This is a genomic window from Corynebacterium aurimucosum ATCC 700975 (genome assembly GCF_000022905.1).
Taxonomy (GTDB): Bacteria; Actinomycetota; Actinomycetes; order Mycobacteriales; family Mycobacteriaceae; genus Corynebacterium; species Corynebacterium aurimucosum_F.
This window is the reverse complement of the sequence record NC_012590.1, coordinates 1,858,599-1,878,369: the sequence shown is the minus strand read 5'-3', so window position 1 is coordinate 1,878,369 and position 19,771 is coordinate 1,858,599. Positions and strand designations below refer to the sequence as shown.

At 60.0% G+C, this 19,771-nt stretch carries 17 protein-coding genes and 1 pseudogene; 13 read left to right on the top strand and 5 right to left on the bottom strand.

What is annotated here, in order from left to right:
• Positions 1-24: 24 nt before the first annotated feature.
• The 9 genes and pseudogenes from qcrC to CAURI_RS08800 all read left to right on the top strand — a co-directional run.
• Positions 25-912 (top strand): cytochrome bc1 complex diheme cytochrome c subunit, encoded by an 888-nt coding sequence (gene qcrC, locus CAURI_RS08840; protein ID WP_029159009.1) that lies wholly within the window; start codon positions 25-27, stop codon positions 910-912.
• Entirely contained in the window at positions 909-2,129 is a 1,221-nt protein-coding gene (gene qcrA, locus CAURI_RS08835) for a cytochrome bc1 complex Rieske iron-sulfur subunit (RefSeq protein WP_010190573.1), read from the top strand. Before qcrC ends, qcrA begins: the two co-directional genes overlap by 4 nt.
• On the top strand, positions 2,129-3,751 hold the full coding sequence (gene qcrB, locus CAURI_RS08830; protein WP_012715159.1) for a cytochrome bc1 complex cytochrome b subunit: 1,623 nt from the start codon (positions 2,129-2,131) through the stop codon (positions 3,749-3,751). Before qcrA ends, qcrB begins: the two co-directional genes overlap by 1 nt.
• 1,154 nt (positions 3,752-4,905) lie before the next feature.
• Positions 4,906-5,541: a C40 family peptidase gene (locus CAURI_RS08825; protein ID WP_029159008.1), complete on the top strand. Its 636-nt coding sequence runs from the start codon at positions 4,906-4,908 to the stop codon at positions 5,539-5,541.
• A 158-nt stretch (positions 5,542-5,699) separates the two neighbouring features.
• Complete coding sequence (locus CAURI_RS08820; RefSeq protein WP_010190570.1) at positions 5,700-6,776, top strand: C40 family peptidase; 1,077 nt, start codon at positions 5,700-5,702, stop codon at positions 6,774-6,776.
• A 3-nt stretch (positions 6,777-6,779) separates the two neighbouring features.
• Entirely contained in the window at positions 6,780-7,943 is a 1,164-nt protein-coding gene (locus CAURI_RS08815) for a glycosyltransferase family 4 protein (protein ID WP_010190569.1), read from the top strand.
• On the top strand, positions 7,936-8,892 hold the full coding sequence (locus tag CAURI_RS08810; protein WP_010190568.1) for an ROK family protein: 957 nt from the start codon (positions 7,936-7,938) through the stop codon (positions 8,890-8,892). The genes CAURI_RS08815 and CAURI_RS08810 overlap by 8 nt, the downstream gene beginning before the upstream one ends.
• 66 nt (positions 8,893-8,958) lie before the next feature.
• The gene (locus CAURI_RS08805) at positions 8,959-9,705 is read left to right on the top strand and encodes a lysophospholipid acyltransferase family protein (protein WP_010190567.1); all 747 of its coding nucleotides are present in this window, start codon (positions 8,959-8,961) and stop codon (positions 9,703-9,705) included.
• A gap of 3 nt (positions 9,706-9,708) precedes the next feature.
• Positions 9,709-10,692: pseudogene (locus tag CAURI_RS08800) on the top strand (acyltransferase family protein); the annotation flags it as partial.
• Positions 10,693-10,727: 35 nt separating this feature from the next.
• Here CAURI_RS08800 and CAURI_RS14290 read toward each other — a convergent pair.
• Entirely contained in the window at positions 10,728-11,990 is a 1,263-nt protein-coding gene (locus CAURI_RS14290; protein WP_141758280.1) for a glycosyltransferase 87 family protein, read from the bottom strand.
• A 60-nt stretch (positions 11,991-12,050) separates the two neighbouring features.
• On the opposite strand from CAURI_RS14290, the gene CAURI_RS08795 reads away from it, so the two are divergent.
• Both CAURI_RS08795 and CAURI_RS08790 read left to right on the top strand, forming a co-directional pair.
• The gene (locus tag CAURI_RS08795) at positions 12,051-12,557 is read left to right on the top strand and encodes a polyadenylate-specific 3'-exoribonuclease AS (RefSeq protein WP_010190562.1); all 507 of its coding nucleotides are present in this window, start codon (positions 12,051-12,053) and stop codon (positions 12,555-12,557) included.
• A 73-nt stretch (positions 12,558-12,630) separates the two neighbouring features.
• Positions 12,631-14,019 (top strand): class II 3-deoxy-7-phosphoheptulonate synthase, encoded by a 1,389-nt coding sequence (locus tag CAURI_RS08790; RefSeq protein WP_012715156.1) that lies wholly within the window; start codon positions 12,631-12,633, stop codon positions 14,017-14,019.
• Between the two features lie 12 nt (positions 14,020-14,031).
• Here CAURI_RS08790 and CAURI_RS08785 read toward each other — a convergent pair whose 3' ends face one another.
• Positions 14,032-15,288 (bottom strand): protein kinase domain-containing protein, encoded by a 1,257-nt coding sequence (locus tag CAURI_RS08785; protein WP_012715155.1) that lies wholly within the window; start codon positions 15,286-15,288, stop codon positions 14,032-14,034.
• Between the two features lie 98 nt (positions 15,289-15,386).
• On the opposite strand from CAURI_RS08785, the gene CAURI_RS08780 reads away from it, so the two are divergent.
• Positions 15,387-15,737: an Rv2175c family DNA-binding protein gene (locus CAURI_RS08780; protein ID WP_029159005.1), complete on the top strand. Its 351-nt coding sequence runs from the start codon at positions 15,387-15,389 to the stop codon at positions 15,735-15,737.
• Here the strand turns inward: CAURI_RS08780 and CAURI_RS08775 are convergent.
• The 3 genes from CAURI_RS08775 to CAURI_RS08765 are packed head-to-tail and all read right to left on the bottom strand — an operon-like array spanning position 15,706 to position 18,953.
• Positions 15,706-17,244 carry an alpha-(1->6)-mannopyranosyltransferase A gene (locus CAURI_RS08775; RefSeq protein ID WP_012715154.1) on the bottom strand — a complete coding sequence of 513 codons (1,539 nt, stop codon included), beginning with the start codon at positions 17,242-17,244 and terminating at the stop codon, positions 15,706-15,708. The genes CAURI_RS08780 and CAURI_RS08775 overlap by 32 nt on opposite strands.
• A 1-nt stretch (position 17,245) precedes the next feature.
• Positions 17,246-18,337: a polyprenyl synthetase family protein gene (locus CAURI_RS08770; protein ID WP_010190553.1), complete on the bottom strand. Its 1,092-nt coding sequence runs from the start codon at positions 18,335-18,337 to the stop codon at positions 17,246-17,248.
• 43 nt (positions 18,338-18,380) lie between these two features.
• The gene (locus tag CAURI_RS08765; RefSeq protein WP_010190552.1) at positions 18,381-18,953 is read right to left on the bottom strand and encodes a GNAT family N-acetyltransferase; all 573 of its coding nucleotides are present in this window, start codon (positions 18,951-18,953) and stop codon (positions 18,381-18,383) included.
• 263 nt (positions 18,954-19,216) lie between these two features.
• On the opposite strand from CAURI_RS08765, the gene CAURI_RS08760 reads away from it, so the two are divergent.
• Entirely contained in the window at positions 19,217-19,660 is a 444-nt protein-coding gene (locus CAURI_RS08760) for an SAV_6107 family HEPN domain-containing protein (protein ID WP_012715153.1), read from the top strand.
• The last annotated feature ends 111 nt before the right edge of the window (positions 19,661-19,771 follow it).

The following is a 19,771-nucleotide window of genomic DNA, read 5'->3' as shown; positions in this document are numbered from 1 at the left end:
CATGTACGAGTTATCTAAAGGAAAATGATGGATAACATCCAGCAGCCCGCCGCAGTGGAAGACACCACTGCCGCGGCTAAGAAGACCCGCCGTCGCCGCAAGGCGAAGCGCACGCTTGCTGGCGTCTTTGCACTGAGCATCGGGCTTACCGGCGCAGGTGTCTTGGCTTCCGCCCTGACCCCTGATGCGCAGGTGGCCACCGCCGCAAAGGATGACCAGGCACTCGTTCAAGAGGGCAAGGACATCTACGAAGTCGCTTGTATTACCTGCCATGGTGCGAACCTGCAGGGTATCCAGGACCGTGGTCCTTCCCTCGTTGGTATCGGCGCCGGCTCCGTGTACTTCCAGGTTCACTCCGGCCGTATGCCGATGATGTCCAACGACGCCCAGGCTGAGCGTAAGACTCCGCGCTACACCGAGCAGCAGACCCTGGCGCTTGCAGCCTACGTCGCTGCCAACGGTGGCGGTGCCGACATCGTCTACGACGAGGATGGTTCCGTTGCGCAGGAGTCCCTGCGTGGTGCTAACTACAACGGCCAGATCCAGGCAGAGGACGTAGCAAAGGGCTCCGAGCTCTTCCGCATGAACTGCGCGTCTTGCCACAACTTCACCGGTAGGGGAGGCGCCCTTTCCTCCGGTAAGTTCGCTCCGCCGCTAGACCCCGCCAACGAGCAGGAGATCTACCAGGCAATGCTGACCGGTCCGCAGAACATGCCTAAGTTCTCTGACCGTCAGCTGACCGCAGATGAGAAGAAGGACATCATCGCCTACCTCAAGTCTGCGAAGGAAACCCCGTCTCCGGCTGGCTGGTCGCTCGGCGGCCTCGGTCCGGTGGCTGAGGGCCTGGCAATGTGGATCATCGGCATTAGCCTTCTGTGCGTTGCCGCTATGTGGATTGGATCTCGCTCATGAGCAACGTAAAGAAGAATTACTCTCGTAAAGAGCTCGATGCTATGAGCAACGACGAGCTCGCAGCGCTCGGTACCGAGCTGGATGATGTCACCGTCGCATACCGCAAGGAGCGTTTCCCAGTCGAGGGCGACCCCGCTGAGAAGCGCGCTGCTGGCAATGTCACCTTCTGGCTGATCATCTCCGTGCTGATGGGTATCGCTTTCCTTGGCGTGTACCTCTTCTGGCCGTGGGAGTACAAAATGCTGGGTGAGGATGGCCTGTGGTGGCACACCCTTTACACCCCGCTGCTTGGCCTGACCTCTGGCCTGTGCATCCTGGGCCTGGGCTTTGCCATTGTCCAGTACGTCAAGAAGATTCTCCCCGAGGAGATCTCCGTTCAGCGTCGCCACGATGGTCCTTCCGAAGAGGTTGACCGTCGCACGCTGACCGCGCTGCTGAATGACTCCTGGACCACCTCGACCTTGGGTCGTCGTAAGACCATCATGGGTCTGCTCGGTGGTGCTGGCGTTCTCTTCGGCCTTACCGTCATCGCTCCGCTCGGCGGCGCTATCAACAACCCGTGGAAGAAGCGCCACGACCTGGACTACACCGGTGACGGCACCCTGTGGACCTCCGGTTGGACCATGCACGAGAAGGGCGTCAAGCTCTACCTCGCTCGCGACACCGGTACCATCGCCGAGAAGCACGAGGGTGAGTCCGGCTCTCACTACACCACCCGCGGTGTCACCCGCCTGGTGCGTGTGCGTCCGGAGGACCTCGCTGCCGGTGGTATGGAGACTGTTTTCCCGTTGGCTGCTGAGGACGTCAACGATGGTGCTGAGTACTCCGAGGATAAGGATGTCTACACCAACCACATGCACTCCATCCATGGCAACCGTAACGCCGTGATGCTCATCCGCCTGCGCAACGATGATGCCAAGAAGGCCATCGAGTGCAAGGGTCAGGAAGACTTCCACTACGGCGATTACTACGCCTACTCCAAGATTTGTACCCACATTGGTTGCCCGACCTCGTTGTACGAGGCTCAGACCAACCGCATTCTTTGCCCGTGCCACCAGTCGCAGTTCGATGCACTGCACTACGGCAAGCCGGTCTTCGGCCCGGCCGCCCGTGCGCTGCCGCAGCTGCCGATTGACGTGGACGAAGAGGGCTACCTCATTGCAAAGGGCAACTTCATCGAGCCCGTCGGACCTGCATTCTGGGAGCGTAAGTCATAATGAGTAACAAACTTGCACAGATGGGTAACAACATGGACGAGCGGTATTCCGCTGCCGGCGTCCTGCGTACCCAGCTCAACAAAGTCTTTCCCACTCACTGGTCCTTCATGCTCGGTGAGATGGCACTGTACAGCTTCATCATCTTGGTGCTGACCGGCATCTACTTGGCGCTGTTCTTCGATCCTTCCATCACGAAGGTCATCTACGACGGCGGCTACACTCCGCTGAACGGCGTCGAGATGTCCCGCGCTTATGCAACGGCGCTGGATATTTCCTTTGAGGTCCGCGGCGGCCTCTTCGTCCGCCAGATGCACCACTGGGCAGCACTCATGTTCATGATGTCCATGATTGCCCACATGCTGCGCATCTTCTTCACCGGTGCGTTCCGTCGCCCGCGTGAGGCAAACTGGATTATCGGTTGTGCGCTTATCCTGCTGGGCATGGTCGAGGGCTTCCTCGGCTACTCCCTTCCGGATGATCTGCTCTCCGGTGTTGGTCTGCGAATCATGTCCGCTATCATCCTGGGCCTGCCGATCATCGGTACCTGGCTGCACTGGGCTATCTTCGGTGGTGACTTTCCGTCCGACCTGATGCTGGACCGCTTCTACATCCTGCACGTGCTGGTTATCCCGGGCATCATCCTGGGCCTTATCGCAGCTCACCTCATCATGGTCTGGTTCCAGAAGCACACCCAATTCCCTGGACCGGGTCGCGCTGAGAACAACGTTGTTGGTGTTCGCATTATGCCGGTCTTCGCTACGAAGGCCATCGGCATGGGCATGATGGTTGCTGGCGTGCTGGCTCTCATCTCTGGTCTGATGACGATTAACGCCATCTGGAACCTTGGCCCGTACAACCCGTCCCAGGTCTCTGCTGGTTCCCAGCCGGATATCTACATGCTGTGGACTGACGGTGTTGCTCGTGTCATGCCGGCATGGGAGCTCTACATCGGCAACTACACCATTCCGTCTGCGTTCTGGGTTGCACTGCTCTGTGGCCTGATGGTCGTTCTGCTCTTCGCCTACCCCTTCATTGAGAAGAAGCTGACGGGCGACGACGCTCACCACAACCTCCTGCAGCGCCCGCGTGACGTTCCGGTTCGCTCCGCTATCGGTGCAGCTGCCATCGTCTTCTTCCTGCTGGTTACGCTGTCTGGTGGTAACGACCACGTGGCACACTTCTTCCAGATCTCGCTGAATGCGATGACCTGGGTTGGCCGTATCGGTCTGATTGTCCTGCCGCCGATTGCATATTTCATGACCTACCGCATCTGCGTTGGTCTGCAGCGCTCCGACCGCGAGGTGCTAGAGCACGGTATTGAGACCGGCGTTATCAAGCAGCTGCCGAACGGTGCCTTCATCGAGGTTCACCAACCGCTCGGCCCGGTCGATGACCACGGTCACCCGATTCCGCTTGAGTACGCTGGCGCCCAGGTTCCGAAGCAGCTTAACCAGCTTGGTCTGGCTGACTCCGAGACGCAGGGTATCTTCTCCACCGATGACCCGGCTATCGTGTCCCGCGTCAACGAGATTCGCCACGAGAACCACGCTGAGGAGACGGAGATGTTCCGTCAGCTCAACGAGGCTAACCGTCGCGATGACGAGGAGAATGACCGCATCTAGCGCCTTCACTCACTGAAACACGCTCACAGAGCCCGTATCGCCTCCTGTGTAATAGGGAGGCGGTACGGGCTTTCAGCGTTTATTGGAATGAGGTGTATTAGGTGAAGTCCCGTTAGCCTTTGACTGACCGTCCCCGAAGGGTGTTTGCGGTCTTCCGGTTGCGTCAGTTCCCTGAAGCTGTGCTCTCCGCGATGTAAGTGGGGTAGGGGCCTCTTCTGTTCGTGTGCGAGTGACGCGGATAGAGCGTGTTCTATATATAGAGCAATGAGTCTCGTCCACCCGTTGGACGGGACTCTTTCTCTTTCTTGCCCCTTATGCGGGCCTCTGATGCGTGCTAGTAGGGCTAGAAGGCCCTTAAGCCTCTTTCTATTCCTTAATCTGTTCTGTCGGAGAGACCGCTACCCTTACTTGAGTCCCCAGCGTCGATTGGTAGAGCCTCGAGGGAAGAGGCGGGGGTTATCACTGAGACAAGCGGCAAGTTTCAGAATTCATGATTCTCTTAGGTCTTGGGCGTCCTTAGTAGTTGATTTCAACCGGATTGCTAGGTCCCGTGGCTGGAATCGCTGCCTACGCTTCGTGTCGTTTGGGCCCCAAGTGTGGAGTTGGTGGTGGGTCAAATGGGGCTTTTGTTAAAGCCCATTACGGCGGTGTGACGAAGGTTACATAGCGAGTTTTGCGGAGCATTCTCGTTGACGTATTGTGTCAATGGTCTAGCGATCGTGGCGCGCCCGTGAGGCCCTAATATCGCTGCTCAGACCATGCTTCCAGCGATAGTTATGGTGCATTGGAGTGGACGAATTTTGGACTGTGTCGTTTAGGTTGCCATTTGATAACAGGACGGTAACGGAGTCGGTTTTGGGTTTCTGGCTCGACATCGCTTGTGATGGTTTCGTAACCTATTCGAGACATTGAGTTACCGACACGGTGTACACATCACCGGTGCTCAATACGAACTGAAGATTTAAGCGCCGCGTCTGGCCCCTCCTAAAAATTCGGGGGCCGAGTGGAGATGGCTCTACAGGAATGGGTCATCGTCGAACGCTAGGCCCGTCCCTTGGGTCAGAGCTTTTGCCCGCGTTGTAGAGAAGGTGACCATAAGGTTCGTCTTCTTGGCGGAGAAAGTAGGCGCGCAGGAAGATTTGGAGTTTAAATTCGTGGCTAAGCACCGTCGTCAGGGCAACCTGAACACCCGTCGCATTGCATCTACCGCTGCTATTGCAGCAACCGCAGCAGTTGTCACCCCGGCAGCCGCCAACGCCGCCGAGGTTGTTGTTCCGAACACCGACATCCGCTTCGATGTTGCCGGCCTGGAGAACGTCCCGAACATCCAGCAGCTGCCGAACGTTGACCGCTACATCCCGGCTTTCAAGGCTAACCAGGGTGGCGGCTACGCCGCTGCTGTTGAGACCCCGGCCGCCGCAGCCCCGGCCCCGGCACCGTCCCAGTCTGTTGGCGAGAAGGTGCTCGCAGCCGCTCGCTCCGCAGTTGGTTCCCCGTACGTCTACGGCGCTAATGGTCCGAGCGCCTTCGATTGCTCTGGTCTGACCTCCTGGGCTTACCAGCAGGCTGGCGTGTCCATCCCGCGTACCTCCCAGGCGCAGGCTTCCGCCGGTACCCCGGTGTCCCTCGATGCGCTGCAGCCGGGCGACATCATCGTGTACTACTCCGGTGCATCCCACGTTGGCATCTACACCGGCAATGGCACCATCATTGACGCTCTGAACTCCGGCACCCCGGTGGGCGAGCGCTCCCTGCACTACATGCCGATTCACTCCGCAGTTCGCTTCTAAGCGCACGCGGTAATCGTCCTAACCCCTTCCGCTGCTCTTGCCATGTTGATGGTGAGGGTGGGGAAGGGGTTCGGCTATTCTTGTATCCGTTATGTTTTTGCTCGACTGAGGGTATAATTCAGTCAGCTATTAACCTTCTCTAAGTTTCGGGGGTATCCATGTCGCGTCGTGGCCTTGCGTGTGCGGTCGCTGCACTTGCCTTGAGCACGGTTCCAGTCGTAGTCCTTTCGCCATCCGCTGTGTCCCAGGAGGTTTCTCCCGAGCAGCAGCAAGAAAGCGCCCCGCAAGCGCAGGATCCTGAAGACCTCTCCGGCCTCATTGAGCGTATGGCGGACGTCGCCCAGCGCGTGTCCGCCAAGGGTGAAGAGGTCAAAGGACTTGAAGATGAGCTCGCCGAGTCGGAGAAGAACATTGAAGAGCTGGACCGCAAGGCCGAGGACGCGCACCGCAGTTCCGAAGACGCTTCCGCGGCGGTAGCTGCGCAACAGGAACGCATCGATGCGCTTGCACAAAAGCGTTATCGCAGGAATGCTGCATCGACCTCGGTCTCGGCTGCTCTTAACGCCAATGATGTTGCCAGCGCGGTCGAGCGCATGGGCTACCTGGGTGCTTTGTCCAAGGCCGCGAAACGTGAAGAAGATGCGATGATAGCTGCTTCTGCCGCCGCCGATGATGCGCACCAGGAAGCTCTCGATGCTGCCGAGGAAGCCCGCCGCAAGCGTGATGAATTGCAGGAGCAGCGGGATACTGTTCTCAAGGAAAAGGCCGAGCTGGAGGAACAGCAGAAGGAACTAGAAGCCACCGTTGATGGTCTCAGCCCTGAAGCCCGGGAGGCGTGGGTCCAGCATTTCGGTGGGTCTTCCGATCTTGACCTAGCCGCGTTGGCTGATGGATCCGGCTCCGCCGCCGTCGAAGCCGCTCTCACCCGCATCGGCGCTCCCTATGGATGGGGCGCTACTGGTCCCGATACCTTCGACTGTTCGGGTCTCATGGTCTGGAGCTACCAACAGATGGGCAAGAGCATTCCGCGTACCTCGCAGGCGCAGCTTGCCGGTGGCACCCCAGTGCCGATGGATCAGCTGGAACCAGGGGACATCGTGGGTTACTATCCCGGCGTCACTCACGTGGGAATGTACATCGGTGATGGTCAAGTGGTTCACGCTTCAACCTACGGTGTACCGGTTGCCGTGGTGCCGCTTAATTCCATGCCCGTCCAGGGCGCTGTTCGATACTAGGTTATGGCGCGCATCCTCCTCGTTACCAATGACTTCCCGCCCACCATTGGCGGGATCCAGTCCTATCTTCGAGATTTTCTAGCCACCCTCAACCCGCAGGATGTTGTGGTCTTCGCCTCGACCCAAGATAGGGCCGCTGCCGCGGAGCATGACGCGACGCTGCCCTATACCGTGGTCCGCTGGCCGCGCAGCATTATGTTGCCGACGCCCACCACAGCACGTCGCATGCAGCAGCTCATTCGTGAACACGACATTGAGACAGTCTGGTTTGGCGCTGCAGCTCCGCTGGCACTTATGGCGCCGTCCGCGCGTGCGGCTGGGGCGAGCCGCATTGTCGCAACGACACACGGACATGAGGTGGGGTGGTCCATGCTTCCCGTGGCGCGGCAAGCCTTGCGCAGAATCGGTCAGAACGCCGATGTGATCACGTATATCTCTGAATACACACGCAACAGGCTCGAGCCTGCGTTCGGCAGCCGTGCCCAGTGGGTGCACCTGCCCTCAGCGGTCAACCTGGAGGATTTCACCCCGGCTACTAGGGAGGAGAAACAAGCAGCACGGGAGCACTTCGGGCTAGGCCCAGGTCCGGTCATCGTCTGCATCTCCCGACTGGTCCCGCGGAAAGGTCAAGACCAGTTGCTGCGCGCACTGCCGGAGGTGCGCGCGCGAATTCCTGATGCCCAGTTGCTCATCATCGGACGCGGTCGCTATGAGGCGACTGTGCGTGAGCTTGCGCGCCTGTACTGCCCGGACGCCGTGGTGCAGGAAGCGCGGGATACGGCGGAATTGCGTATGGCGCTCCACGCAGCCGACGTGTTTGCCATGCCGGCGCGCACCCGGGGTGGCGGCCTTGACGTCGAAGGTCTGGGAATTGTCTACCTAGAGGCACAGGCGGCGGGCCTGCCAGTAGTTGCGGGGGATTCCGGCGGTGCGCCGGAGACAGTTACGCCGGAGACGGGCATTGTCGTGCGCGGTTCCTCAGTGCCGGAGCTTGAGCAGGCGTTGTGCACGCTGCTTGGCGACATCCCCGGCGCCCACCGTATGGGGGAAGCTGGGCGTCGCCACGTGGAAGAGCATTGGACGTGGGAGATTATGGGCGCACGATTGCGTGAAGTTCTTGAATGTGATCGTGGGCAGGCCGCGGTATATCCTACTAGTCATGCTTGAACACACTCCCTTCGCTGAAGGCGGCCACGCTGGCCTCACCATCGGGTTCGATATCGGTGGAACCAACCTGCGTGCTGCGGTGATTGATCCCTCCGGAGAGATTGTGGATTCGCTGAGTGTGCCCACCGCTACGGATGCGCAAACACTCGAAGATGACATCGTGCGCTGTGTAGATACCCTGGCCGCATCCCATGACATCGAGGCCGTGGGGCTTGCTCTCGCAGGCTTCTTGGATCCCGAGTGTGAAGTCGTTCGTTTCGCACCGCATTTGCCGTGGCGTGATGCCCCAGTGCGCGAGATCCTCAGCAACCGTGTGGACGTTCCGGTTCGCCTAGAACATGATGCTAACTCGGCTGCTTGGGGGGAATGGCGCTTCGGCGCTGGGCGCGGCGCGAAGGACTGGGTCTTTTTTGCCGTGGGAACCGGCATTGGTGCCACGCTTTTTACTGACGGCACAATCTACCGAGGAGCTTTCGGTACCGCACCAGAGTTTGGGCACCTTGTTGTGTCACCGGGTGGGCGCCTGTGCTCCTGCGGCAAGCGTGGTTGCCTCGAGCGTTACGCCTCCGGCACCGCATTGCCGGATACCTGCGCGGATTTGCGCGGTGACTATGACACCGCCCTTCCCCTAAACCCCTCCGGCGAGGAGATCACTGCTGCGGCTCGGCAGGGTGATCCACTGGGCTTGGCCGTCATGGAGAACTTCGGCCAGTGGCTCGGGCGGGGGCTGTCCATGGTGGCGGATGTACTCGATCCAGAGCTGATTGTGATCGGCGGCGGGGTGTCCCAGGACGCGGATCTTTACCTGGATCGGGCGCGGGAATCTATGGCTAGCCAGATTGTCGGGGCCGGTCACAGGCCCCTGGCCCGAGTCGCAACTGCGAAGTTGGGTTCTGCGGCAGGTATGATCGGAGTCGCTGATCTCGCCCGCCAGGAGCACCGAGGTTAACACCGCACATTTTTCTTTCACCGGGCAGCACCGCCTGTTCGGCACATACAGATAGGACTATAAGCGATGCGAAACAAGTGGTACTGGGCCTTCAAGCACATCTTTTTCGGCCCGGCCCTACGAGTGTGGAACCGCCCATGGTCCGAAGGAATGGATCGCATCCCGGAGTCCGGCTCGGCTATCTTGGCCTCCTCCCACCAAGCGGTGATGGACTCTTTCTACTTCCCGCTTCTGTGCCCGCGGCAGATTACCTTCTTGGCAAAGAGCGAGTATTTCACCACCCCCGGCTTCGTCGGCCGCCTGCAAAAGTGGTTCTTTAGCTCGGTTGGGCAGGTGCCGATTGACCGCGTCAACAAGGAAGCCAGTGACGCGATGCTGGCGAGCGCGGAGCGCATTATCGGCCGCGGAGATCTTTTTGGCATCTACCCGGAGGGAACTCGCTCACCTGATGGGCGTATCTACAAGGGGCGCACCGGCATGGCGCGCATCGCGCTGACTACGGGTGAGAAGGTCATTCCCATCGCCATGATCAATACTCGGAAGGCCAACCCGATCGGTTCGTGGATTCCGCGCCCGGTTCGCGTCGGCATGCGCGTGGGAGAGCCCATCGACCCCCGAGTATGGGCCGCTGAGCGCAACCTCGACCCGCAGGATCACGCCACCGCGCGGGCCTTTACGGATTACGTGATGAAGCAACTCTCGGAGTTGACGGGCGAACCTTATGTCGACGTCTACGCCTCTGATGTCAAGGCTTCTCTGCAAGCCGGACACGGCTACCCGGAAGGGGCCGAGCCCGGTTCGGAGGCGCGGTAATCAGTGACTTCCTCCCCCAAACAGCGATTAGCTTGGCCCGATGTAGCAAAGGGGATCTCCATCCTGGGCGTCGTGCTGTTGCACATTACGCTCACGGTTCCGGAATCCAAGGACACGTGGCTGGCTGCCTTTAACGTGTGGCTGGACCCCTTGCGCTTGCCTTTGTTCTTTTTGGTGAGCGGCTTCTTCGCGCAAAAGGTGTTTCGCTTCAGCTTTGCGGAGCTTTTCACGCGCCGCCTGTGGTACTTCCTCGTGCCTTATGTGGTGTGGGTGCTCGTGGAGCAGCAGACTAAGCGCGTGGAGTATCACTGGGTATTCGGGGATCCTATTTTCGATGTTGATCAGATGGCCGCGAGCCTCCTAGTGGGGCATTCCATGGCTTGGTTCCTGCACGCGCTGATTCTGTTCAATATCTTCCTCTGGTGCGTACGCAAGCTGCCCGGGTGGGCAGCGATGGCGTTGAGCTTTACCCCGATTCTGTTCATCGCTTGGCAGGCGCAGTACACCTCGATTGCAAAAGCCATCATGTTCCTCCCAGTATTCGTTGGTGCTGCTTATTTCCGGGATGCCATTGCCGCATTCGCCGCCGCCATCGAGGCACCGTTTAGGGGAACGTGGGATCACCGTAGCTTCTGGGCATATTCCGGGATGACCGTGGCCTATGCCATCGGATTTTTCATCCGCCGCGCGTGGGATAACTACGCAGGGGAAGTCGATGTCACCTGGCTGCTACCTGGCGCGGAGGCGCTGGTGCGGGATGACGTTCACATCCTCGTCCGCATGGTAGAGCAGTTCTTCGAGGTTCCGGTTGGAATCGCGGTGGCGGTAGCGGTGTCTTATATTCCGGTCCTGTCCACTGGCCTGCGTTTTATCGGTTCGCACACGCTGCCCATCTACCTGGGGCACCCCATTGGCTTGACGGTTCTTTATAGTTACCCCATGGCGCTCCACCCGCGGGAGGTCACCCTGGCGGGTCAATGGCCACTGGAAAACACCTGGTTCTGGCTCAGCATGTGCGTGCTCTATTGCGCTGTTGCGTCCTTGGCTCTATGGGCCCTAGGCAAGGTGCCCGTCTTGGGCTGGACGCTGACCCCACCGCCGATCGGTGCCAGTCGGCGGAAGAAGGAACCTTTCTCCGCAGGCGTGAGCTTGAGCCAGCAGCTCAACGCAACGAAGAATACGACAAGCAAGAAGTAGTCATTGCCCGGAATCTGCTGCCACCACGACCACGTCAGTTCCAGTTGCTCGCCGTGGGGGACAAGCCAGTGACCGCGCGCTACCAGAACCAGCCATGTGAGGCCGGCAATGAACCAGCGGCGGCGGGCAGTCAGATACACCGCTGCCAAGCACAGCCACGTGAAGTGGTGCGACCACGAGACAGGTGAACACAGCAGCGCTGCCGACGAGGCCAGCAGCAGAAGCTCAATCTCTGAGGATGTGCGCTCCATGACCCACCACAACGTCGCCACGATGATGAGGCACCCGATAATCCAGAGGGCTGTTGTCTGCTCAGGAATGACGCGGCTGAGCACGCCCCGGAGTGATTGATTGCTCGAGTAGGCCAGCCCACCGATGCGGGAGGAATCCCGGATGGTATCGGTCCAATACACCGCGGAGCTCGCTGGGGAGGCGAGGTAGCCCACCACGCCGCAGGCAACAAAAGCCCCCACCGCCGTGGCAAGAGCGTGCCAGTCGCGGCGAACGAAAAACACGGCGAGGAAGACCGCGGGGGTGAGCTTGATAGCGATAGCTGCGCCTGTCAGAATTCCACGCCATGGGTTGCGGGGCCTCAGTATCAGGCAATCCACAATGACTGCCGCGGTCAACAGGAGGTTTACTTGACCGAAGCTGAGTGTCTCAGTAATCGGCTCCGTCAGCAAGCAGGCGCACAATGCCCACGAGGACCACCAACCGGGCCTGTGAGTGGTGCAGCTTCGAGAGAGGACGGCGTAGAGGCAGACCCAGAGCGCTGCCACCGATGCCGCAGTGAGAAGAATGGACAGTGGCCACAACGGTAGCCATGACACCATGGCGAAAAGCGCTGCGGCAAAAGGCGGGTACGTGAACGGCAGCGAAAAACCGTTGTCGAGGACATAGCTTTGGGCGTACAGATTCTCTCCGTGTAGCAGCGCGCGTCCTCCCTCACGATAAACATCGAGGTCAATGTGGTAGGAAGGCACAATGCTGCCACTGCTGAACAACGCCGCAGGCTGAATAATCCATGCCACGGAGGCCAGCCCTACTATGAACAAGGGGAGAAGGGGAGAGGAAAGGGCTTTCTTCACGCTGCTGAGTATAGGCCCCAGTGCTAAGGCGACTATAGGCGGCAGACTAGGATACGGGGCGTGCGCTACTTCTACGACACCGAATTCATTGAGGACGGATCGACCATTGAGCTGGTCTCCATCGGAATTGTCGGGGAAGACGGAAGCGAGTACTACGCGGTATCCACAGATTTCGATCCTGCGAAGGCTAATGCGTGGGTGCGGGAGAACGTCTTGGATAAATTACCAAGCCCCGCAGACCCAGTCTGGAAATCGCGCGAGACCATCCGCGAAGAGCTCTTGAAATTCTTGGGCCGGCATTCCACGCCTATCGAGCTGTGGGCTTGGGTAGGAGCCTATGACCACGTTGTTCTCGCGCAACTATGGGGAGACATGGCCAGCTTGCCCAAGGGGATGCCGCGATATACCCGGGAGCTGAAGCAGTATTGGGAGTTTGCCGGCCGCCCTAAACTACCTCCAGTGCCCAATGGCAACCATGATGCGTTGGTCGACGCCCGCCATAACCTGGCCAAGTTTCGAGTCTGCGAGCAGCATTTGCCGCTGACGAGGGGCAACCGCGTACATTAAACGTGAATTAATACCGCAGCCGAAAAGACCATTAACTAACGCGTGACAGGCCCAAGATGGTTAAATACTGGGTGTGAGTTGGACAGTAGATATTCCCAAAGAAGTGCTTCCTGATCTGCCGCCGCTGCCGGAGGGGATCAATGAGAAGTTCCAAGACGTCATTTCCCGCGAGGCAAAGCAGCAGCCGGGCTGGGATCAGCTGCAGGCTGATAACGTCCGCAAGATTCTTGAATCCGTACCGCCTATCGTCGTGGCCCCGGAGGTTGAGGATCTCAAGCGCAAGCTTGCCGACGTCGCCTTGGGCAAAGCCTTCCTTCTCCAGGGCGGCGATTGCGCGGAGACCTTCGAATCCAACACTGAGCCGCACATCCGCGGCAACATCAAGACGCTGCTACAGATGGCCGTGGTGTTGACTTACGGCGCGTCCACCCCAGTGGTGAAGCTGGGCCGTATCGCCGGCCAGTACGCGAAGCCGCGCTCCTCTGATCTGGACGCGAATGGCTTGTACAACTACCGCGGTGACATCGTCAACGGCGTGGAAGCTAACGAAGAGTCCCGCCGCCACGATCCCGCCCGCATGATCCGCGCCTACGCGAACTCCTCGGCGGCAATGAACCTGGTTCGCGCGCTGACCCACTCCGGAACCGCAGACCTGTACCGCCTCCATGAGTGGAACCGCGAATTCGTGGCCAACTCTCCGGCGGGTGCACGCTACCAGGCGCTGGCGGATGAGATTGAGAACGGCCTGGCCTTCATGAACGCCTGTGGGGTTTCGGACGAGACCCTGCGTTCGGCGGAGATTTACTGCTCCCACGAGGCCTTGCTGAAGGACTACGAGCGTTCCATGCTCCGACTGGGCACGGATCTCAACGGGGAAACCAAGCTTTATGACCTGTCCGCACACCAGCTGTGGATTGGTGAGCGTACCCGTGGTCTCGACGACTTCCACGTGGCCTTTGCTTCCATCATTGGCAACCCCGTGGGCATCAAGCTTGGCCCTGGCGTGACGCCGGAGCAGGCAGTGGAATATGCGGAGAAGCTTGACCCGAACCGTGAGCCGGGCCGCCTCACCATGATTGCCCGTATGGGCCACGATAAGGTGCGCTCCGTGCTGCCCCTGATCATCAAGGCAGTGGAGGACTCCGGCCACAAGGTTGTGTGGCAGTCCGATCCGATGCACGGCAATACCTTCACGGCATCGAACGGTTACAAGACCCGCCACTTCGACAAGATCGTCGATGAGGTCCAAGGCTTCTTCGAGGTGCACCGCGAGCTGGGCACCCACCCGGGCGGCGTGCACCTGGAGTTCACCGGTGAGGACGTCACCGAGTGCCTTGGCGGCGCTGAGGACATCACGGATGTGGATCTGCCGGGCCGCTACGAGTCCGCTGTGGACCCGCGCCTGAACACCCAGCAATCGCTGGAGCTGTCCTTCCTTATCGCTGAGATGCTGCGCAACTAGAAGTTGCGCAGGCTAATACGGTCTCCAGAGAATCGGCCATGTGCCGTATTCTCCGGAGCCAAACCACCAGGCCGCCACCGCGACGGCCAAGGTGGCGAGGCCGACGAGGACGAGGAAGCCAATGAGAGCAATCGCGCTGCGGTTGCTCAAGGGCCGTTCTTCCGGCTCTTCCTCGGCCCCGGCTGGGGGAACGGGGGCAGAAGGCTCGGGCACCGCAGGGGAGGGCGCCGGGGGCTCTACAGGCGCGGCTGGCGGGAGGAAGGCATCGTTGCGCGGCTCTGGCTCTACCCGGGTTTCCCGCGTTGGGGGCTGGGGCGCGGGGATAGCTGAGGTCGCTTCAAAGACCCGGGTATTGTCCGTGCCCGAAAAATCCGTTGGCACGGCAGCAGTACGTGCGGCAGCCGAGTTCCGCGGGATGGGGACAGTGAATTTCGGGAGCTGTAGCTCGCAGGAGACATCATCCAAGGCATCGAGGAATTCGCCGGCATCCGCGAACCTCTCGGCTGGCTGGCGTGCAGTGGCGGTGGCCACGAGGGCGTCGAAAAGCATGGGCACGCCCTCGATGCGGGAGGAGGGCGCCACCACATCCTCGTGCACGCGCGCGGTGGCGTGCGCCAGCGGGGTATCGCCGTGGAAGGGGACTGTGCCGGTTAACAATTCAAAGAGCACGATCCCTGCGGAGTACACGTCGGAAGCCGGCGTGATTTCCGCGCCAGTGACTTGCTCGGGGGAGAGGTAGCTGACGGTACCGACGATCTGGCCTGAACTATCGTGCTCCGCCTTAGCGGAGCGAACCAGACCGAAATCGCCGACCTTGACGCGATGGCTATCCGTGATCAAAACATTGTCCGGCTTGATATCTCGGTGCACGAGGCCGGCGTGGTGGACTTCGGTGAGCCCGGCCAGCATGGAGTGCATGACGCCGGCTGCGGCATGCGGCGGCATGGGACCGCGTTCCGCAAGGAGCTCGCGCAAGGTACCTCCGGTAATGAGCTCCATGATGAGATAGATGGGCAATCCATCCGCGGAAAAGTCATGCACGGCGACGAGATTGGGATGGCTCAGCTGCGCCATCGCGCGGGCTTCGCGCTCGAAGCGGGTGACGAAGACGGGATCGTCGTGATAGCGCTCATCCATCACCTTGGCGGCCACTGCGCGGCCCAAACGCATGTCCACGCAGCGATACACGGTGGACATGCCGCCGCGAGCGATCGGCTGATCGATGCGGTAGCGTCCCTCAAGAATGTCGCCCACGTTCAGCCTTGTCATGGATTCCAGTATGGCTGATCGGCGCCCCAAAGTGTGATCCGGCTACAGTTGTGTCCGTGACTAAGTCTGAGAAAAACACCGAGAATCCGCACCCAGAACTGCCGCAGCTCCTCGCCGGGGAGAAGCTGCTGACGCTGAAGGAGGTTGCTGAGAGGCTCGATCTCCCGATCACGCGCGTCTTCGATCTCCTCAATGCGCGCAAGTTCATTGTGTGGCGCAGTGCCGAGGGAGAGCGCCTCGTTCCGGAAGCGTTCTTCAACGCCAAAGGCGTCATTTCCAAGCATGTGTCCGGAGTGATTACGGTCCTCTCCGACAACGGATGGGGCGACAATGAGATTCTGGCGCACCTATTTACCGAAGATGATTCCTTGCCAGGCCGCCCCATTGACGCGCTGCACGGGCACCTAGCACGCGAGGTTATTCGGCGCGCACAGGCTTCGGCCTTTTAGAACCCTCATCGAGCTCCGGGGCCGCGGTGGTGCGTGGAACACCATCGAAAATCCACTGCGTTGCTGACCAAGCTACGACCACCATGGCGATATCCCAGAACCAGTTATAAAGCTGGTGGTTACCGTCGCCGGCAAAGGCGACGCCGATGAATATGGCCACGCCGGTGGTGAGCTTGATCAAGGGCAATGGCGGGCGGAACGTTCCCATGAGCGTAAGCACGGAGGCGTAGTACCAGGGGAGCGTCACAGAGTTGAAGACGAATGCCACCTGGTAAGCAGCGGCCGTGGCAGCGATAGCCCGGCGCACGCCCGTGCGGCCCCACCACCATACGAGGACGAGGCCGAGGAGCATGAGGATCATCGCGGCCGAGCGCAGCACGGTGAGCACACCGTTATAGGTGGTATCGGGGGAGAAGACCTGGATGAGCGGCACGAGGATGTCAGCGAGCAGGGTAGGGCCGGCTAGGGGGTTGATGACCTTGGAATTGCCGCTGATTTGTGACAACCAGCCCCACGAGCTTCCCGACGCCCACGTAATCGCCGCCACCGCCAGCGCGACCTCCAGCACGGCAAGGAAGCCGGACAGGAGGAAGACTCCGAAGCGTTTGATGGGCTTCGTCCCCTTCGGGGCCCAGTGGTGCAGCATGAGCCACACGATAAACGGTGCGGCGAAAATGGCGGTTGCCTTGAGCGAGACCGCCACGCCAACCAGGAGGAGGCTAGCATGGAACTTGTGGTGCACTGCGGCAAGCAGACTCAGCGAAACCAGTCCCACCATGATGGATTCATTATGCATGCCGCCGATGAGGTGCAAGAGCATCACCGGATTCGCTACGCCCAGCCAGAGCGCGAGGGCAGGATCACCCCCGATGCCGCGCGCCAAACGCGGAATTGACCAGGCGATGGCGGCAAAGCCGAGGACCGATATCGCCTTGTAGACGATGATGCCCGCGGCGACGTTTTCTCCTACCAGCTGGGTTACACCATTGCCCATCCACAGGTGCAATGGGCCATAAGGAGTGGTGGTGTTGCGCCAGTCGTGGGAGACCTCCAAGAGGAAGGGCCCAGGATTTACCGCCGCGCCTTCGACATAAGGGTCGAAGCCATCACGCACCATCGCGCCTTGCATGAGATAGGAATACACATCGCGAGAAGCCAGCGGTGCTGCACACAATAAAGGAGCAACCCAGCACAGCAGCATCCGGCGAATATCGGCCAGTGCGCCGTCTGGTTGTGGGTTCTTCAACTGCGGGGCAATGAAGTAGCGGCCGGCCAAAACCCATGCGGCAACCAATCCGAAAAGGCCAACCCAATAGAGGACCATGCCGATGTTGCGGCCATGGCCATAAGCTAGAAAGCCGATATTGAGCGCCTCAAGGAAGCCACCGCGGTTGCGGGTAGCGCCGCCGGAGAAAGAGGCGAGTGCCAGCACGACAGCGGCGATGATGCCCAGAGGCAGGGGATGGGGAATGCGCAGGGGCACGCGCGTGGTTGTGGGACGAGCCATGCTACATCCGGCGGGCCGTGGACTTGTGGGCCAGTTCTTCGAGAGTCTCCGTAACTTCGGGGGAGACCTGAGCATTGTGGAGGTGGTCAAGGCCCGAGCGCGTGAGATCGTTGATGCGCTGCTCGACGACATCCGGTGCACCCGAAGCCGCAATAATCTGCGCCATGCGTGCAATCTCTGAGGGATCCTCTGTCTGACCGATGAGGCGACGCAATTCCGCAGCCGCGGCGGGATCGGAAGCATCCGCGCGCTGCAGTGCCAAGGACAAAAGGACTGTGCGCTTGCCCTCGCGCAGATCATCACCGGCGGGCTTGCCGGTCACGGCGGGGTCACCGAAGACCCCCAACAAATCATCGCGCAGCTGGAAGGCAACCCCGATGTCTTGGCCGTAGCCGCGGAAAGCAGCCACGAGTTTTTCGGGGGCGCCCGCTATGGCTGCGCCCAAGTGTAGGGGGCGCTCGATGGTGTAGGCGGCGGTCTTGAAACGGTTGACGGAATCAGCCAACGTGGCGTCCTCAGAACCTTCCGCTTCGAGGCAGATATCCAGCATCTGCCCGCCGATTACCTCGCGGCGCATAGCGCGCCAAGGTGCGCGGGCGCGTGCGAGTGCCTCAGGGCTAAGTCCGGAGTCCTGGAGCATGTCTTCCGCCCAGACCAAGGCCATGTCACCCACCAGGATGGCGAGGGACTGGCCGAAGAAATCAGCATCGCCGTGGAACCCGAGCTCGCGGTGGCGGGCTGCTACGCCACGGTGAACGGTAGGGTTACCGCGCCGGGTATCGGAGGCATCCACGATGTCATCGTGGATCAGAGCGCAGGCTTGGATGAACTCTAAGGATGTAGCTGCGCGGAGCATAGCCTGTGGGGACTCTGTTCCCTCGAGTCCGCGTGCGCCGATAAAACCTGCCCACGCGTAGAGGGGGCGGATGCGCTTTCCGCCATCCAGCACGAAAGATTCCAAATAGGAAATCGCGTTGGTCACCGGAGCTCCGATGGATGCGATGGCATCACGCTGGCGGTCTAGAAAAAGCGCGAGCTCCTCGCGTACGGCTGCGGGAATTTCGTCCAAGGAAGGTATCTGCGGTGTAGTCACGCTTGCCACTTTACCTGGGCTGGTTCAGGGTTAAGGCGCCAGGTTAAGTGGTGTCGGTTGGTGCGAGCGGCACAGTAGACTGCAGGATTGCGAAGGGGCGGGAATCAGCGGGGTAATGGAGATCGCGCAGGAAATCGCCAAAGCCCATTTTGCGGTAGAGACCAAAGGCAGAGTTGGCTTCATTGGGAACTTCCGGTGTGGAGAGCAAAATATAGCGAGCGGGAAGATTCCAGGCCAAGGCTTCTGGCAAAGCGCGGCCCAGGCCGTGGCCTTGTTTCGCGGGGAGCACATGGATCTCTGCCAGCTCGAAGTAATTGTGGAGAATCTCTTCTTGCTCTGGGGTGGGGCCGCTACTGGTGGCGAGTGCACGGCGGAGCTGCTTATCCCACCAGGTATCGGGGGTGCCTAGGAAGCCGTAGGCAAAGCCGGCGATGCCATATTCATCGGTGGCCACAACGCAGGAAAACCCTGGGCGTATGAGATCTGCGCGCCACCGCGAGATGGACCCCGCGCGCACCGAGGGGTTGTAATCCATCGCCGCAATGTAGATATCTACCAAGTGCGGGAGGGCAATGGCGAACTCTTGGGGGCTTAAGCGGCGCAGCGTGTAACTCACATGTCTAATAACAACAGATTCTCGCGGTATGTGAAAGCACTCGGAAAAACTTCCATCAAACGCCGTGGTGCGAGTGTTCGAGAACAATCGAAAAAATGCTTTGAAACTATTGTTAAATTCGAACACCTGCTCTAAAATTAGAGGTGGATGTAGGAAGGTGGATTTAAGGTGAATCGCAACAACGAACAACAGCAGAAAATCAACAGCATCAACAGCACAGTCTTTATTGACAAACTGAGGAAGAAGCCCAAGGGGGAGAGGACATGGCACAGGTAATCTCAGCAACAGCGGCGGCCCGCAGCCGGAACCGTGAGGCTATGCAGCGGGTGCAGCGGGATCGTTTCGTGAGCCAAGCACTAGACCTCTTAGCGGATGCACGGAGTAGCGCGGCGGAGGGGAGCTTTGCGGATGCATTGGAAATGGCTTACCGTGCCTCGCTACGTGCAGCCGGAGCACGTGTGGCAGCGTCCACCGTGTCACGTCGCCGGCGCTTGCCTACTTCCGCCTGGGAGCAGGTGGCTCTCATTGGCCCGGCTGATGCCCAGTGGGCAGAGGAGTTTAAGGAGTACTCCCGTGTGCGCTCACGTGTGGCCTCTGGGCTAGATCCGGTTCCTGAGCCGGATTCGGTTTATCAGTACTTAGCGCTTGCCGCACGTTATGTGGATGCGACTGAGTCCGAGCTGGGCTTCGGGGCAATGGCGGCCTAAGGCTGGGGCCGGGGTCATAGGCAGTGAGGGGGGTAGTGCGGCCAAATTATGGACTGTCTTTGTGGGAACTATCTCGCTATCCTTGACGTTATAGAGGTAGTAACCCACATT